We start from the raw sequence: 16,733 nt of genomic DNA on the forward strand, positions 1-16,733 counted from the left end.
ACGCGATTCACCTAGACGGTTTTGCGCTCCATTCAGACTTGAGCACGAGTAAATGGAAGCACGTGAGCCCACCTCCACATCCTGAGGCGGACCTCAGGCTGATTACGCGCAAAAAGGACTTGGGTCTTATCTTGCGAAGGCGCTCCCTATTCGAGATCGCACTCAGCCAAGCGGGGTCGGCGTTCATCATAAGCAGCGAGAATGGAAGAAGCGGAAGGCTGAGCCTCTGCTTGGGAACATACGAGTCTTTAGAGCGGCCACTTCAGTTTCGCTTATAGCAGGGGCCTGGCCGCAGTTGCCGCTTTAATAACGATGGCTGTCGCGCGACTCGCTAGCGAGTTTGCGTCACCCTCTTTGAATGCGAGTCGAGATGACATTTACAGAGCTTTTCATCAAGCGTCCGGTTTTATCTATCGTCGTCAGTCTACTGATCTTGCTGATCGGCCTTCGCGCGGCCGCTGTTCTGCCAATCCGGCAGTATCCCAAACTGTCTAACACGGTCGTCAATATCACGACCTCCTATCCTGGCGCCTCCGCCGACATGATCCAGGGGTTCATCACCACTCCTCTGGAGCAGGCGGTCGCTTCCGCAGAGGGCGTCGACTATGTCACTTCCTCATCTGTGCTCGGTGCGTCGACGATCCAAGTCTACATCAAGCTCAATTTCGATCCCAACGAGGCACTCACCGAGGTGCTGTCTAAGGTCAATTCAGTCAAATCGTTAATCCCGAAAGAATCGAACGATCCGATCGTCACTAAGTCAAGCGGTCAGGCTACCGCTGTCATGTACATCGCCTTCTCCAGCGAGGAACTGACGGCCAGCGCGATCTCGGACTATCTCTCGCGCGTCGTGCAACCGGTTTTGTCGACCGTCGACGGCGTTGCGGCGGCTGACATCCTGGGCAGCCAAAGTTTTGCGATGCGGCTATGGCTCGATGCTGCGAAAATGGCGGGGCACGGCGTGTCGCCGGCAGATGTTTCGGCTGCAATCGCTGCCAACAACTTCCAGGCCGCGTCCGGTCAGACCAAGGGCTATTTCACTATCTCCGACGTCACGACAAACACCGACCTGCGGAGTGTCGATGACTTCAAGCGCATGGTCGTCAAAGCGAATGACGGCGGCTTTGTACGCATGGAGGACATTGCGGCAGTCGAGCTTGCCGCGCAGACCACAGACGTCAGCGTCTCCATGAACGGCGAGCACGCGGTCTTCATCGGTGTCCAGGCGAGCCCGCAGGGCAATCCGCTAAACATAGTGCGAGGTGTTCGGGCGCTGTTTCCAGAAATGGAACGCAACCTGCCGCCGGCACTGAAGATGAAAGTGGCCTACGATTCCACCAAATTCATTCAATCGTCGATCGATGAAGTGGAGAAGACGCTCATTGAGGCCGTCGTGATAGTGGTGGTGGTCATCTTTCTATTCCTGGCCTCGCTGCGGTCGGTCATCATTCCCGTCGTTACCATTCCGTTGTCGCTCATCGGTGTCTGCAGCATGATGCTGGCGCTGGGATTCTCATTCAATCTCCTTACCCTCCTTGCGATGGTACTCGCGATCGGTCTCGTGGTCGACGACGCGATCGTCGTGGTGGAGAACGTTCATCGCCATCTGGAAGAAGGTGCGCCGCCCCTCCAGGCTGCTGCGAGAGGCGCGCGCGAGATCGTGGGCCCCGTCGTCTCCATGACGATTACGTTGGCCGCCGTATACGCGCCCATCGGTTTTCTCGGGGGCGTCACCGGCGCGCTGTTCCGCGAGTTCGCGTTTACGCTGGCGGGGGCGGTGATCGTGTCGGGCGTGATCGCTTTGACGCTGTCGCCGATGATGTGCTCGGTCTGCCTGAAGAGCGCTGAGGAGGGGCGGTTTGCAAGAGTTGTGAACCGCGTGTTTGGCGCCACGACACGCTGGTACGGACGCAAGCTCGACCGCTCGCTCGACTATCGTCCGATTACCGGGCTGTTCGCCCTGACCATGCTGGGTCTCGTCGGTTTTCTCTATATGCACACTTCCAAGGAACTCGCGCCGGAGGAAGATCAAGGGATTGTATTCGCGCTAACCAAAGCGCCGAAATACGCCAACATCGACTACCTCAACTATTACGGCGCCAAGCTCGAAAAGGCGTTTCAGAAGTTTCCCGAGACCGATTTGAGCTTCGTGCTCAACGGCACTAGCGGCTCGCGGGGAGGGATGGCCGGCATGTTGCTCAAGCCTTGGGATGAGCGCAAGCGGTCATCGATCGCGCTAAAGTCCCTTGTCCAGGTCGAGCTGTCCAAAATCGAAGGTATTAACGCATTTGCGTTTAGCCTGCCTTCGCTTCCGGGAGGCACGGACGGGCTACCAGTGCAGATGGTGATCAATTCGACGCTAGGTTTCCAATCCGTCTATGAGCAGATGTCGAACCTGAAGGATGCCGCGCGCAAAAGCGGTCTGTTCATGGTCAGCGATTCTGACCTCGAGTTCAATCAGCCCGTGGTACGAATCAAGGTCGATCGATCGAAGGCCAACGATCTTGGCATCACCATGCAGAATATTGGTAATGCGCTCGCCACCCTACTTGGCGGAAACTACGTCAATCACTTCAATCTGCAAGGCCGTTCGTACCAAGTGATTCCGCAGGTGCCCCGCGAGCAACGCCTGGCCCCGGAAGCGATCGGAAACTATTATGTGAAGACCGCGAAAGGTTCGATGCTTCCGCTGTCTACCGTAGTCTCGGTGGAGACTGCGACTGATCCGAACGCACTCACGCACTACAACCAGCTCAACTGCGCGACCTTTCAAGCCGTGCCGATGCCCGGCGTTACGATCGGTCAGGCCGTGGACTTCCTGGAAGCGCAGGCAAAGAAACTGCCCGCAGGCTTCAGCCACGACTTCCTTGCCGACGCCCGGCAATATGTGCACGAGGGTAACCAACTGGCCATTACCTTCGCGTTTGCCCTTATCGTCATATTCTTGGTGCTTGCGGCGCAGTTCGAAAGTCTGCGCGATCCCCTCGTTATTATGATCAGCGTGCCGATGGCAATCGTCGGCGCCCTGATACCGCTATTTTTGGGCTGGGCGACGATCAACATCTACACCCAGGTCGGACTGCTAACGCTGGTCGGGTTGATTTCCAAGCATGGCATCTTGATGGTTGAGTTCGCCAATGAACTGCAGCTCAAGGAGCGACTTGACCGTCGCTCGGCTATAGAGATGGCGGCGCGCGTCCGGTTGCGTCCAATCTTGATGACGACGGCGGCGATGGTCACGGGCCTCATACCCTTGTTGACCGCAACGGGAGCTGGCGCCGCGAGTCGCTTTTCGATCGGGCTGGTGCTCGTCGCTGGCATGTCTATCGGCACGCTCTTCACTCTCTTCGTGCTGCCGGCGGTCTATGTCGCAATCGCGTCCGATCACCGAGCCGACGCGAGCGCCGGTCACGGGAAGAACGGCACAGAGGTTGAACTCACCGGCGCTGCTGATGTCCAGCTGGCCAAATAGTAACGACTAATCAATCCGCGTTCGCTCGATTGCTGCTCCGGATAGGGCGTTGTTCGCCGACCGCGGTGATTTTATCGACTCGAAATTCACGAGGGTACAAGGATGATGTCCAACTGCTGCGCCTGTTTTGACCCATCGTTTGCCCGAGGAGAAGGGCTGCACACTGCCAAAAATGCGGCCGCTTCATGATGCCGGTGTGGTCAGCGATAGAGCCTGGGACGGCCTCATGCTTTTCGCGTAACGAGATCGTCGCCACATGCTGCCCAGCTTGGCGAGCGTCAGGCGGCCGGCGAAGAACTTGTCAACGCTGAAAAGGTGATGTTGCTATTATCCCAACGTCTCTGGAGCGAATTGCTTTACTCCCGTCTGAGCGCCTCGCATTGCTAGTTGAAAACGACGACCTCTGGGTTGCAACGACCTTAGGGTTTAGTTGCCGACAGTTCAAGTCCACTGGGGACCGTTCGGAACTGGTCGTCAGGAGCCCCTCGCATCTACGACCGCCGCAGTCATGGCTTCGATACGAAAACCAGCGATCGACAAGCCGAAAAATAGACTGACACGTATTAGCTGAGTGATCGCGGTCGGGTAGGGGAAGTACAACGCAGCTTCATACAACCGAAGTCGATAATAAGAGAAACTAGCGCGCTTGGCCACGGCCAAAAACCAATGTGAAGGTCGCCGGAGCTGCGAAGCGAGGGCGGAATCTGCCGCAATCCTGATGACCAATGTCCACGTCTGATTCGCTGACGTGTGATCGGACGCGCTCCGGACTAGGAAGGTTAAGTAAATGCCTGAGTTTGATGGTGCTATGCTATTTTTGGCCGCAACAACTTGTTTTGCGGCCTTTGTAAATGGAGCCATTGGCTACGGTTTTTCGTCGCTCACTGTACCCCTTGCGCTGGTTTTCTACCCCAATCGCATTCTCAACCCGGCCATTGTTATCATCGAAGTCTTCGTCAACGTTTACGTCCTCTTCATCAATCTGAAGGGTGTGCCGGCGGTTTGGAGACGAGTGTTTCCCATCTTGCTTGGGCTCTTGCCAGGCATTGCGCTCGGGGGCTATGCGTTGGCCTCACTGCAGCCGGGCTGGATCAAATTCGCCACGTACACGATCATTTTGCCCCTGATCTTGTTGCAAGCCGCGGGCTGGCGCCGCCCTATCGAAGCGAGCTGGCTGATCGGTCTGCCATTCGGGTCGATGCTGGGCATCCTCTATTCGGTGACGACTATCTCCGGCCCGCCTTTGGCCATGCTGTTTAACAACCAGGGCCTCGTCAAAAACGAATTTCGCGCCGGTCTTGCCCTGGTTCGCGTAGTGGAATCGAGCGCAACTGCCTTTGTCTACTACAAGCTCGGCCTTTTCATTTCCGAAAGCGGCAGCCTGCTTTATGCCTTTATACCCAGTGTTTTGCTCGGCATCCCGCTGGGATCCTACGTCATTCGGCGGCTTGATCCGGAGATGTTTCGACGCATTTGCATGAGCTTTGATGCTTGGATCGTGGGATTCGGTCTGTCACGGGTGTTGATCGAGCTCGATCTCGTGCAGAACGGCTGGGCTTACAGCGTGATGACGGCGACAATACTGATCGATTTTTGCTTGCTATACTCATTCGTTACCACGCACAGTCCGACCTGGTCAGAACGACAGTCGCGGCGCTCCGCGGATATAAGCGCTTGAGGGATGCCGGCGACCAGCTCGCTATCGAACGCGCGCTTCCTGGACCTAACCAGATAGCAAAGGTAATTGATGACTGCACGCGATGCCGATGCTGCCCTTCTGGCGCCAACATAAATGGCAGGGAGGATTTGGTTGATTGCTCCATCACAACCCAGCGCTCCGACACCGGGAATTTGGAATCGCAGCTCTGATTTTCCGTCACGTTCGGATGATCTGCCGCGATCCGATGCCCCGGTATAGCGTAGAAGTTCCCCGCGGTCAGCTCCGGTCCTCCATGAATGTTCGTTGTATTGAGCTCAGGCGTAGCGCAGCGCCTTTGCGTTTTGTGAGAGCTTCCAGATTGACAGCAAATGCTGCCGGGGAGCTGACGGCCGTGTTCACGCGAGCTGTGGTGTTCTTCTCGAAGTAAACGCAAGGTCCGGGTGCCGTCGGCTTTGTGCGCTTTGCGACAAAGGCAACTCGAGCTGTTGCGCCTCTAACCGTCGGAACAAGCAAAGACTAGTGTCCTTCGTACGGCTAGCTATCCGAGAAAGATAGGCCAAACCGGTGTCCGGGCTTGACGATCATTCCGCGTTGACGCTTGCCACTCCGGGAGTGGCTCGAGCTTTTGCGATGGCATCGCATTTGCAGGGATGAAAAATGCCAACGTGAGGCCATCATCGGACCGCTTGCAGGCGGCGCACACAGGATGAGGGGCGCCGCGCTCACCAGCCCGTTCTCTCAGGAGTGCCTGTGATACCATCTGCCAATTGGGCAGCCGGCCTGCTTGGGACGCGGCTTGCGTTTTTTGTTGCCGGATTTGGCCTCGCGGCGTGGGCGCCTTTGGTGCCGCTCGCCAAGGAGCGGCTCGCGGTAGATGACCGCATGCTCGGTCTTCTGCTGCTCTGTCTCGGAATGGGATCCGTTCTCGCTATGCTTTTGACCAGCGTGTCGAATGCGCGGTACGGCAGCAAGCCCATTATCTTCGTCGGTGGACTCGGCCTCGCGCTTATCCTGCCGTGGCTTGCTATCGCCGGAACACCTCTTGCGCTCGGTGCCACGCTGTTTGCGTTCGGCGTTTCACTGGGGGCGATCGATGTAGCCATGAACATCTATGCGATTGAACTGGAGCGCGCCACCGGCCGTCCATTGATGTCCGGCTTCCATGCCCATTACAGCATCGGCGAATTCACCGGCTCTGCTGCCGTGACTTTGTTCCTTTCGCTTCAGCTTGGTCCGCTTTTTTCAACGTTAGTCTGTTCGATGTTTATGATGATCGCGATTGTGTCGGCCTGGCCGCGGTTGACCGCGACGAGTGTAAGGCAGCAGGGGCCAGTGTTTGTCTTGCCCCATCGCAGTGTGGTGCTAATAGCTGCGCTCGCGGCTATTACGTTTCTTGTCGAAGGTGCAATGCTTGATTGGAGCGCTTTGCTTCTCGTTGGGCAAGATCTTCTCGCTGAGGCGCATGGAGGTCTTGGCTGTATGCTCTTCGCCATCGCGATGACTGCGGGACGTCTCGGCGGAGATGCCGTAGTGGAGCGAATCGGCGACCGTGCCACATTGATGCTCGGAACTCTACCAATCATGATAGGCTTCCTGGCTGTGGTCGCCGCGCCGGTTGCGGTGATTGCCATGGCGGGGTTCCTGCTTATTGGATTGGGTATTTCAAATGTTGTACCTGTGCTGTGTCGCCGCGCCGGCAAACAGAAGGTGATGCCGGTGGGCGTTGCAATCGCGGTCATCACGACAGCTGGCTACGCCGGTATACTGATGGGTCCCGCCAGCATCGGGCTCGTCGCACACATGACCGGCTTGCCTTTTGCGTTCGGCATGTTAGGCGCGCTCATGTGCATCGTCACGCTGTCGGCGCGGATGGTTATGGCCGAACCTCGCTAGGCCGCCGATCGAGAGGAAAAGGACACCGGCACGTTTCGAGCCAATGATCGGCTGCGGCGCCGGCGTTCAAGGCTGAGAGTCGATCAGATCTCAACCTGATAGCAGTAAAACGGCACTCTCGATCACAACCATTCCTCTGTTCCTGCGAGTTGGCTCGCTGAACCGTAGCTGGGATGTGCGTGTCACTTGGATGAATCGAACGTCCAACCGAGCGCTGCTGACGAAGAGCGTTGGGCAACGCGCGGCAAAGTTAATCGTTACGCGAGCGACGGGGCCAGCTAGGTGATACCCGTGTACGGATCCTCGGATGGGCCTGCTTACGCCACTTGTCGGGGACAAGCAGTGCCGTCCATTTGCTGTCGGCGAGATATGCCCGATACGCTAGCTGAATGCCATCTTCCAGCGCGGTCTGGGCATGCCAGCCGAGCCTGGCCAGACGACTGATGTCGAGCAGCTTGCGCGGCGTGCCGTCCGGGCGCGACGTGTCGAAGCTGATCTCACCGCGAAAACCGACGGCGGCCGCGACCATGAGTGCGAACTCGGCGATGGTGATGTCCTCGCCGGTGCCGATATTGACCAGTTCGGGCGATGAATAGGTCTTCATCAGATGGATGCAGGCGTCGGCGAGATCGTCGACATAGAGGAATTCGCGGCGCGGCGTGCCGGTGCCCCACACCGCGACGTTGCCGGCGCCCGAAACCTTGGCCTCGTGGAAGCGGCGGATCAGCGCGGCGACGACGTGGCTGTATTCGGGGTGATAATTGTCGCCGGGGCCGTAGAGATTGGTCGGCATCACGCTGATGAAATCGGCGCCGTACTGGCTGCGATAGGCCTCGGCCATCTTGATGCCGGCGATCTTGGCGATGGCATAGGGCTCGTTGGTCGGCTCCAGCGGGCCGGTCAGCATCGAATCCTCGCGCAGCGGCTGCGGCGCCAGGCGCGGATAGATGCAGGACGAGCCGAAGAACATCAGCTTCTCGCAGCCATTGGCGTGCGCCGCCTGGATCACGTTGCTCGAGATCGCCAGATTGTCGTAGAGAAATTCAGCCCGCAGCGTGTTGTTGGCGACGATGCCGCCGACCTTGGCGGCAGCGAGGAACACGGCCTGCGGCCGCTTGGCGGCAAACCAGGCGTTGACCGCGGCTTGGTCGCGCAAATCGACCTCGCTGCGCGACACCGTCAGGAGATCGGCCTCCTCGCGCGCCAGCCGGCGCATCAGCGCCGAGCCGACCATGCCGCGATGGCCGGCAACGAAGACCGTCTTGCCCTTCAGCTCAAACGCCGTGCTTGCCATTGGCCGCGTCCTGCCTGGCCTCGACGAGATCGCTGGCGACCATTTCCTTCACCAGCTGCGCGAACGGCGTCTTCGGCGTCCAGCCGAGCTTGGCGCGCGCCTTGCTGGCGTCGCCGATCAGAAGATCGACCTCGGTCGGGCGGAAATAGGTCGGATCGATCTGCACCAGGGTGTTGCCGGACGCCTTGTCGACACCGACCTCCTCGACGCCCTTGCCGCGCCATTCGATGCTGCGGCCGACCTCGGCAAACGCCAGCTCGACGAACTCGCGGACCGACCGCGTCTCGCCGGTCGCGAGCACGAAGTCGCCGGGCTCGTCGACTTGCAGGATCCTGTGCATGCCCTCGACATAGTCGCGGGCGTGGCCCCAGTCGCGCTTGGCGTCGAGATTGCCGAGATAGAGCTTGTTCTCGAGGCCGACCTCGATTCGGGCAACGGCGCGGGTGATCTTGCGCGTCACGAAGGTCTCGCCGCGGATCGGGCTCTCATGGTTGAACAGGATGCCGTTGCTGGCGAACATGCCATAGGCCTCACGGTAGTTCACCGTGATCCAGTAGCCGTAGAGCTTGGCGACGCCATAGGGCGAGCGCGGATAGAACGGCGTGGTCTCCTTTTGCGGCACCTCCTGCACGAGCCCGTAAAGCTCCGAGGTCGAAGCCTGGTAGAACCGCGTTTCCTTTTCCATGCCGAGGATGCGAATCGCCTCCAAGAGCCGCAGCACGCCGATCGCGTCGGCGTTGGCGGTGTATTCCGGGCTCTCGAAACTGACCTGGACGTGGCTCTGGGCGGCGAGGTTGTAGATCTCGGTCGGCCGGATCTGCTGCACCAGGCGGATCAGATTGGTCGAATCCGTCATGTCGCCATAGTGCATCAGGAACGGCACGTTGCCGGCATGCGGATCCTGGTAGAGATGGTCGACGCGCGCGGTGTTGAACGAGGACGACCGCCGCTTGATCCCGTGCACGGTGTAGCCGAGACCGAGCAGATATTCGGCGAGATACGCGCCGTCCTGCCCGGTCACGCCGGTGATCAGCGCAACGCGCCGCTTTGAGTCCTGAGCCGCCATTGTTTCTCTTAGTTCCGCCGGAACGAGGGCGCCCTTTCGAAACGCGATTTGCGGGGCCCTTTCACGATCTAGATGCGCAAGCGCGCACCACCCGCAATAAAAGGAAAGCGATCGTTACTCTAGTCATACACCTCACATAGAAATGCGCACTATATACATTGATTTATTCTCGACCGTACCATTCAGAGTCAAAAAGGAACGTCAGCTAACACGCGCGACCCACTTGACACCCGCGCAAACGAGCTGGACGAAACGCCGTACACGCAGACCCAGCTAGACGCGCTGATCCAGCGATGTTTCCTATGAGATGGATGCCGACGGTCTGTGTTCCTTATCCGTCTCCAGGTACATGCTGTATCCATTTGCGTGGGTCGGCCACGGCCGAATAGAGCGATGTGCTGAGGTGCGGTTGTCGACGCATTTATGGGGAATGACGGCGTGCAAGCCGGCACACAGTGAAGCTGCACACCAATATCGTATTCTACAAAGCGGCCCCACCTCCGAATAGAGCACGCGATCTGGGCGCTAGGGGCATCTACCTCTGCGCTTCTGCCAATAGTGCAGCTCGCGTAGGAAGTGGACGGTAGACGCAAGACAAAATGAGGAAGAGTAGCAAACGTCGGTATAGTTCTTCGAACGTTTCGATATCGAAAGCTTACGTCCGTACAATAGAGTGTTCGATGCCAATCGTATAGCTTACATCCGAGTATGATGAGCGTCTTAAGCCGTCCTAGAGCGGCTGCGTAAACACGCCGACACCCGGCCATGTGGAGAGTGCCGTGAGGCTGCATCCTTCTGTCCAATGGAGCGCGGCCGGTGCAAGCCTCTCGTGGATACCCTCGGTGAGGTGCGGGGACTCAGTGCCCCCACACCAGCTGCTAACCGGATCGGCCGCGTCGCCGCGCGTTCATCGGGAGTTTGAGCTGAAGAGCCGTGAATGGCTCATTAGCGACGATGAGCCAAATAAGACATGACGTTTTACTGTGAGACAACGGGTCTGTCGATCTGGTTCAAATGTCCTCAATCTATGAAGCCTGACGCCCTGCGCGATATATCCTCGCATTGGGGTTGTTGCGACGCCGGTTGTTATCGTCGCCATCGAGCAACGGATCTGTTTGTGCCGGGGTTAGATGCCGCACCAAGCCGCGCAAGCGCGCCTGCATATAGAGCCCACCTCGAAGCAGTCACGCCATTCGCGGCCGCATCGCAGTTTGTACTTGATAGCGGACAACCAGAGGCGGAGCGTGGCTGGGCGAGGCGATGATGGTTGAAAGACATAGAACTCACGCCTGTGAATGCGACGGTGACAGGCAACTGCATCAAATTCAGAACTTGATACCCATTCCCAACCGGGCGCGCGAAATTCGTGAAAATGCTCCTTTAGGGGACATTTGGCTTCTTGAACGTGGGCTGCATTGATCGATATGTGTGGAATAGTCGGCATCTTGGGACGTGGTCCGGTCGCTGGGCAATTGGTCGCTTCGCTCAGACGATTGGAATATCGTGGCTATGACTCCGCGGGCGTCGCGACGCTCGAAGGTCTCCGTATCGAGCGCCGGCGCGCTGAAGGTAAGCTGAGAAACCTTGAGGAGCGGCTGCGCGATTATCCGCCGTCGGGTCATAGCGGTATTGGTCACACTCGCTGGGCGACGCATGGAAAACCGACCGAGAGCAATGCTCACCCGCACGCAACGGAAAATGTCGCGGTCGTTCATAACGGGATCATTGAGAATTTCCGCGAACTGCGGGCCGAACTGGAGCGGAATGGAGCTCATTTCAGCTCAGAGACCGACACCGAGGTGGTGGCGCATCTCGTCGAATCGTATCTCAAGAATGGTTACTCGCCGCGGGATGCGGTACAAGCCTCGCTGCCACGACTGCGCGGAGCTTTCGCTCTGGCATTCCTGTTCAAAGGCCATGAGGATCTTTTGATCGGGGCGCGCAAGGGGTCGCCCCTTGCGATCGGACATGGTACCGGCGAAGTTTATCTGGGATCGGACGCGATCGCACTCGCGCCCTTGACTGATGCCATCACCTATCTTGAAGACGGCGACTGGGCCGTGCTTACCCGTACGATCTGCATGATCTATGGCGAAGACGGGGCTGTCGTGCATCGGGAAACATCAAAGTCTGGCGTGTCGTCACTCCTGGTGGACAAGGCGAACTATCGCCACTTCATGGCCAAGGAAATCCACGAGCAGCCGACAGCAGTCGGGCAGACATTGGCGCATTATCTCGATATGGCAGCCGAGCGCATAGCCCTGCCGCTCACACTACCGTTCGACTTTAATTTCATTCAGCGCATCTCAATTACGGCGTGCGGCACGGCAAGTTATGCCGGTTATATCGCCAAATACTGGTTCGAGCGGCTGGCGCGCCTGCCTGTCGAAATCGATGTTGCGTCCGAGTTCCGCTACAGGGAGGCGCCTCTGCGCCACGGTGATCTCGCGATCGTTATCTCGCAGTCGGGGGAAACCGCCGACACGCTGGCTGCGTTGCGCTATGCCAAGAGCCAGGGCCTGCACACGATATCCGTGGTCAACGTCCCGACGTCAACGATCGCACGCGAGAGCGAATCCGTGCTGCCGACACTGGCTGGTCCAGAAATCGGCGTCGCCTCCACCAAGGCATTCGTCTGCCAGCTGGCGGTGATGGCGGCGCTTGCCGTCGCAGCAGGCAAGGAGCGCGGCATGCTGTCCGAGATCGATGAATCGAAGCTCGTACGCGAGCTTATCGAAGTGCCGCGGCTGATTGCTGCGGCGCTGTTGGTCGAACCACAGATCGAGAAGCTCGCGCGTGATATCGCAAAGTCGAGCGACGTGCTCTATCTCGGCCGAGGCACATCGGCGCCCCTGGCGTTAGAAGGCGCGCTCAAGTTGAAGGAAATCTCCTATATCCACTCGGAAGGTTATGCCGCCGGCGAGCTCAAGCACGGACCAATCGCATTAATCGATGAGACTATGCCCGTGGTGGTGATCGCGCCTTACGACGACGTCTTCGAGAAAACGGTCTCGAACATGCAAGAAGTCGCCGCTCGAGGCGGCAACATTATTTTGATCACCGATGCGAAGGGCGCTTCGGACGCGACGGTGGATACGCTCATGACCATTGTGTTGCCAAACATGGCTGTAAGCTTTACGCCCATGGTTTATGCCATCGCGGTGCAACTGCTAGCCTATCATACGGCCGTGGTTATGGGGACGGACGTGGATCAGCCGCGTAATCTTGCAAAATCGGTCACTGTCGAATAGACGTCGCAGCAACGTCGACGTGCTCTCCCGCGGAAGTTCTGCGGATACAAGAACATGACAGATAATAGTCTGGCTCGCCGCCGCGTTCTGCCGGAGATTATGGAGACTGCGATCTGGGTATGGCTCCGGTCCGGCGCCAGGCTGATCGCGTCATGTGTCTCCGCCGCCGCCGTTCTCCTCCAGTGCGGCATCGAGATACTCGATCAGCGTATGTCCGGCGAAGGGCTTGGCCAAAAAGCCAGCCGCTCCTGCGCTCAGGGCTGAGGCGCGCACGCGGTCGTTGGGGAAGGCAGTAATGAAAATGAATGGCACACCGTAGCCACGGGTCCGCATTTCCGCGAGCAAGTCCAAGCCGCTCATAACCGGCATCTGCACATCCGTGATTACACAAGAGGTTTCGTTCAACCGCGGCGACCTCAAGAACTCCTCGGCGGACACAAACGTTTGAACGACGTAGCCACGCGATTTCAAAAGGTTCTCTGTCGCCGCACGGACCGATGCGTCGTCATCAACGACAGAAATCAAAGGCGTGGACAAGACAGGCCCTCCTGGCGCGGGACTAGCGACTGCCGAGGCATTAGCCATCCCTGGGCGAAAAGTGGGCTTGCGCGGTTAAATTGTAAAATCATACTTAGGTTTGTTCGGGACGGTTAGCACGGAGTCCCAGCGTCTCAGTCATCCTGATCAAATCCGCCAGCGACCGGGCCCGCATCTTTTTCATCACGTGTCCCCGATAGATCTTGACCGTAATCTCGGCGAGCCCCAGCTCGGCAGCTATCTGCTTGTTCATCAAGCCGGTAGCGACTAGTTTCATAACCGCCTGCTCGCGCGGGCTGAGGGTCTCAAATAGGGACTTGAGATTCACGACGGTCTGCTCGGCTGCCCGTCTTTTGCGATCGCGTTCGGTCGCCGCGATCACAGCGTCCAGTAGTTCCTGATCGCGAAACGGTTTTGTGAGAAAATCGACCGCTCCACCCTTCATGGCCCTGACGCTCATGGGAATGTCGCCATGGCCTGTAATGAAGATGATGGGAATATGAATGTTCGACTTGGCTAGCTCAGTCTGGAACTCAAGGCCGCTCAAGCCGGGCAGCCGGACATCAAGAACCAGGCAGCTAACGACGTCCGGAAGTTTGCTCTGCAGCATTTCTCGGGCCGATCCGAATGCAACGACGTCCAGGCCGACGGATTGAAAAAGGTTTGTAAGCGACCGACGCATCGAGACATCATCTTCGACAATGAAGACAATCGCATTTGCCGATGCCTCGGCTCTGCTGCCTTCGCGCTGGGAGTTTGAGCGTTCGTTCACGACACCACCTCCTTGTGCAACGGCAGGTCAAACCGAAAGCTCGCTCCGGGTCCCTGCCTGTGGACGATTGAAAGACGCCCTCCGTGAGCTTCCACAATCGAGCGGCAGATCGAAAGGCCCATGCCAAGGCCGCTCGATTTTGTCGTGAAGAAGGGGTCTAACACCCGATCGGCGTCATTCTCCGAGATGCCGACGCCATTATCAGTCACCGCAAGCCGCACGTGTTCCATATCGTCCCTAGATGACTGGATCACCAGTTCGCGCGTCCTGTCCGTAACTGCGTCCATAGCTTCGATCCCGTTCATCACCAGATTGATCATCACCTGCTGCAGCTGAATCCGGTCGCCCAGAACCGCCGGCAGCGCTGCCGTCAGCTCGGTTTTCAGTGTCACTTGGTGGCTAACCAGCTCACGATTCACCAGCGCAATGACATCCTTAACGACGTCATTGATGTCGAGCGGAAGCATTTCGATCTCGCCCTTCTTCGCAAGCGCGCGAACGCGACGGATCACCTCGCTTGCCCGGATTGCGTCTTCGATTATCCATTCAACGGATGAGCGCGCAGCGGAAAGATCAGGAGTTTTGCGGCCCATCCAACCTAGGCACGCGTCGGCGTTGCTGATAATCGCGGCGAGTGGCTGGTTGATTTCGTGGGCGATGGAGGTGGTCAGCTCTCCTAACGTCGTCACGCGCGTCACATGCGCGAGCTCCGCCTGTGCCTTCCGCAGCTCTTGTTCAGCCTGGTCTGCGCGGATAATAGCGGTGATGTCGGTGCTGACGCCACGGTAGCCAAGAAAATTGCCGCTTACGTCAAAAAATGGCTTACCGCTCGTCCGGACGTAGATCGGACATCCCATCCGGTTGACAGTGCGATAGACCAAATCACGAAATGGCAGATGTGCCTCTAGCCTTGCACGATGTTGCCGCCATTTCTCAGGTTCGTCTTCCAAGTCGCAAGCAATGTCCCAACGCGGCAGACCCAGGAGGCCTGTGGCAAGGATTCCCGCAGCGCTGGTATGTTCCGATAAGTGAGTGACTTTATGGTCTGGCCCGGTCTCCCAGAGCCAGTCGGAAGCTGTTTCAGCGTAGTCGCGAAAGCGCTGCTCGCTTTCGCGCAGCGCAGCAAGTGTGCTTTCCAGGCGTTCTCTGGCCGCGTATTGCTCAGTGACATCCATATGTGTCCCAATGAGCTCGCCGATATTGCCGTCGCTGCCAACCACGACATGGGCCACAGAATGTATGTGCCTCATCGAGCCATCCGGGAGCAAAATTCGAAAATCATATTCGAAGCGGTTTTGCTTGCCGTCTCTCGCAAGTCGCTGCACGTCCTGAAGCCGCGGCAGGTCGTCCGGATGTATCCGCGAACGAATAGTCTCTATGGACACGGTCTCTTGCGGGTCGAAGCCGAAGAGACGATTCACTTCGGCGGAGCGATACACAAAATCGACTCCGTGGACGTCCCATGACCAACTGCCAGTATGACTGAGATGCTGGGCTTCGGCCAGATAGGCCTCGCTGCGGCGTAGCTGCTGCTCTACTTGCTTTGTAACTGTGATATCCGTCGCTGCCCCGACAAACTCGATTTCGCCAGAGGCGGTTGTCGTCGCTCGCGCCCGCGCGCGGATGTGCTTCACCGAGCCGTCCGGTAGCAGCAATCGGTATTCATGCTCGAACTCCTGCGGGTCTTGCATCGCTCGATCGATCGTCTGTTGGACGGAAGCTCGATCTTCCGGGTGCGTGCGCTCGACGACGAGTTGCGGGCTCGGTATCGTCTTCGGATCCAACTGGAAAATTCGAAAAAGCTCTTTTGACCAAAAAACCTCGCCAGTGGCGAAGTTCCAGCCGAAGCTGCCTGTGTGGCTCAACTCCTGCGCTTGAGCCAAATGGGCTTCGCTGCGCTGTAGGGCAAGCTCCGTCTGCCGTTTTTCGGTGATATCTTCGCAGGATATCAGGACAACCGGCTTGTCATCGGCCCAAAGCATGGCTTTGGCATTTTCTCGCACCCACAGGACCACGCCGTCTTTTCTGACTTTTTGGGCGTCCCAGGTTTGCGATTGACCGATATCTTCAAGGCATCTGCGAATGCATGTGCGTGCGAACTCGCGATCCTCCTCCAGAAAGAGCCTCAGAACGGATTGACCGATGAGTTCGGAGCGCGCATAGCCGAGGTGTGTCGCGCCGAACGTATTGACGTTGAGGATGGTACCGGCTTCGTCGACCATGACGTACATGGCCGGATTGTGCTCAAAGATTGCGCGCCACCGCTTTTCACGGTCCTTCAAATCGGCCGTGCTGCGCCGGAGTTCGGCCGCAGTCTCATGCGCAGCCTCTCTTTCCTGGCGGATTTTTCCAATCAGGTGTGTTCCGACAATCGAGACGGTAAAGAATGCGACAACCACCAGAAGAACTTGAGGGTCATCGATCCGCAGACTAAACGCCGGCGGTGCAAAGTAATACGCCAAAGCAGCGATAGCTAAGACCGAAAGCGCGGATGAGGCGATAAAGCTGCCGATCAATGAAAACAGCAATATAACCAGCAAATAGCCGAACGCCGTCGCAGCGAAATGTGTTTGAAGGTACAAGGAAGCTAGCGTCACCACCGCCAGCGTTATGCTGCCGAAAGTAAACTGCGTGGCAGAACGTTTGAAGTTATTGATCTGGTTATACATTCTTGGACCGTCCGGCCTTTCTCCGGCGGGAGAGTTATAACATTTTAGGCAAAAATGGGGCAATTCTTTCCGCTCCACGCTCAAGAGCGGTTCCGGGTAAATTGCTTACAGCTGAACTC

9 protein-coding genes are annotated in these 16,733 nt (G+C 57.9%); 4 read left to right on the plus strand and 5 right to left on the minus strand.

The genetic code is table 11. The features are described 5' to 3' along the window. Positions 1-370 precede the first annotated feature (370 nt). The 3 genes from XI02_RS09785 to XI02_RS09795 all read left to right on the plus strand — a co-directional run bounded on the left by XI02_RS09785 (position 371) and on the right by XI02_RS09795 (position 7,025). Entirely contained in the window at positions 371-3,472 is a 3,102-nt protein-coding gene (locus tag XI02_RS09785) for a multidrug efflux RND transporter permease subunit (RefSeq protein WP_028343460.1), read from the plus strand. Positions 3,473-4,259: 787 nt separating this feature from the next. Further along, on the plus strand, positions 4,260-5,150 hold the full coding sequence (locus XI02_RS09790) for a sulfite exporter TauE/SafE family protein (RefSeq protein WP_016848000.1): 891 nt from the start codon (positions 4,260-4,262) through the stop codon (positions 5,148-5,150). Between the two features lie 735 nt (positions 5,151-5,885). Further along, positions 5,886-7,025, plus strand: coding sequence for an MFS transporter (locus tag XI02_RS09795; protein WP_028343461.1), 1,140 nt, complete (start codon positions 5,886-5,888; stop codon positions 7,023-7,025). 250 nt (positions 7,026-7,275) lie between these two features. Here the strand turns inward: XI02_RS09795 and XI02_RS09800 are convergent, their stop codons facing one another. Together XI02_RS09800 and gmd are read right to left on the minus strand one after the other, a co-directional pair. Continuing rightward, positions 7,276-8,319: a GDP-L-fucose synthase gene (locus XI02_RS09800; protein WP_129964833.1), complete on the minus strand. Its 1,044-nt coding sequence runs from the start codon at positions 8,317-8,319 to the stop codon at positions 7,276-7,278. Then, positions 8,300-9,385, minus strand: a complete 1,086-nt coding sequence (gene gmd, locus XI02_RS09805) for a GDP-mannose 4,6-dehydratase (RefSeq protein ID WP_038380137.1) — start codon at positions 9,383-9,385, stop codon at positions 8,300-8,302. Before gmd ends, XI02_RS09800 begins: the two co-directional genes overlap by 20 nt. A gap of 1,424 nt (positions 9,386-10,809) precedes the next feature. Between gmd and glmS the strand changes: the two genes are divergently transcribed. Further along, positions 10,810-12,636 (plus strand): glutamine--fructose-6-phosphate transaminase (isomerizing), encoded by a 1,827-nt coding sequence (gene glmS, locus XI02_RS09810; protein WP_028344267.1) that lies wholly within the window; start codon positions 10,810-10,812, stop codon positions 12,634-12,636. A gap of 150 nt (positions 12,637-12,786) precedes the next feature. Here the strand turns inward: glmS and XI02_RS09815 are convergent, their stop codons facing one another. From XI02_RS09815 to XI02_RS09825, 3 genes are read right to left on the minus strand one after another with little or no spacing between them, the layout of a single operon-like run. Continuing rightward, on the minus strand, positions 12,787-13,221 hold the full coding sequence (locus XI02_RS09815) for a response regulator transcription factor (protein ID WP_050999497.1): 435 nt from the start codon (positions 13,219-13,221) through the stop codon (positions 12,787-12,789). 46 nt (positions 13,222-13,267) lie between these two features. Beyond that, positions 13,268-13,945, minus strand: coding sequence for a response regulator transcription factor (locus tag XI02_RS09820; RefSeq protein ID WP_018269894.1), 678 nt, complete (start codon positions 13,943-13,945; stop codon positions 13,268-13,270). Beyond that, positions 13,942-16,614: a PAS domain S-box protein gene (locus XI02_RS09825; protein ID WP_016839799.1), complete on the minus strand. Its 2,673-nt coding sequence runs from the start codon at positions 16,612-16,614 to the stop codon at positions 13,942-13,944. Before XI02_RS09825 ends, XI02_RS09820 begins: the two co-directional genes overlap by 4 nt. Positions 16,615-16,733 lie beyond the last annotated feature (119 nt).

This window comes from Bradyrhizobium sp. CCBAU 21365 (assembly GCF_015291305.1).
GTDB classification, from domain to species: Bacteria; Pseudomonadota; Alphaproteobacteria; order Rhizobiales; family Xanthobacteraceae; genus Bradyrhizobium; species Bradyrhizobium elkanii.

What these genes read in the sequence shown, in the direction of transcription:
- XI02_RS09785 (WP_028343460.1), top strand. Translation starts at nt 371, where the DNA reads ATGACATTTACAGAGCTTTTCATCAAGCGTCCGGTTTTATCTATCGTC.
- XI02_RS09790 (WP_016848000.1), top strand. Translation starts at nt 4,260, where the DNA reads ATGCCTGAGTTTGATGGTGCTATGCTATTTTTGGCCGCAACAACTTGT.
- XI02_RS09800 (WP_129964833.1), bottom strand. Translation starts at nt 8,319, where the DNA reads ATGGCAAGCACGGCGTTTGAGCTGAAGGGCAAGACGGTCTTCGTTGCC.
- gmd (WP_038380137.1), bottom strand. Translation starts at nt 9,385, where the DNA reads ATGGCGGCTCAGGACTCAAAGCGGCGCGTTGCGCTGATCACCGGCGTG.
- glmS (WP_028344267.1), top strand. Translation starts at nt 10,810, where the DNA reads ATGTGTGGAATAGTCGGCATCTTGGGACGTGGTCCGGTCGCTGGGCAA.
- XI02_RS09815 (WP_050999497.1), bottom strand. Translation starts at nt 13,221, where the DNA reads ATGGCTAATGCCTCGGCAGTCGCTAGTCCCGCGCCAGGAGGGCCTGTC.
- XI02_RS09825 (WP_016839799.1), bottom strand. Translation starts at nt 16,614, where the DNA reads ATGTATAACCAGATCAATAACTTCAAACGTTCTGCCACGCAGTTTACT.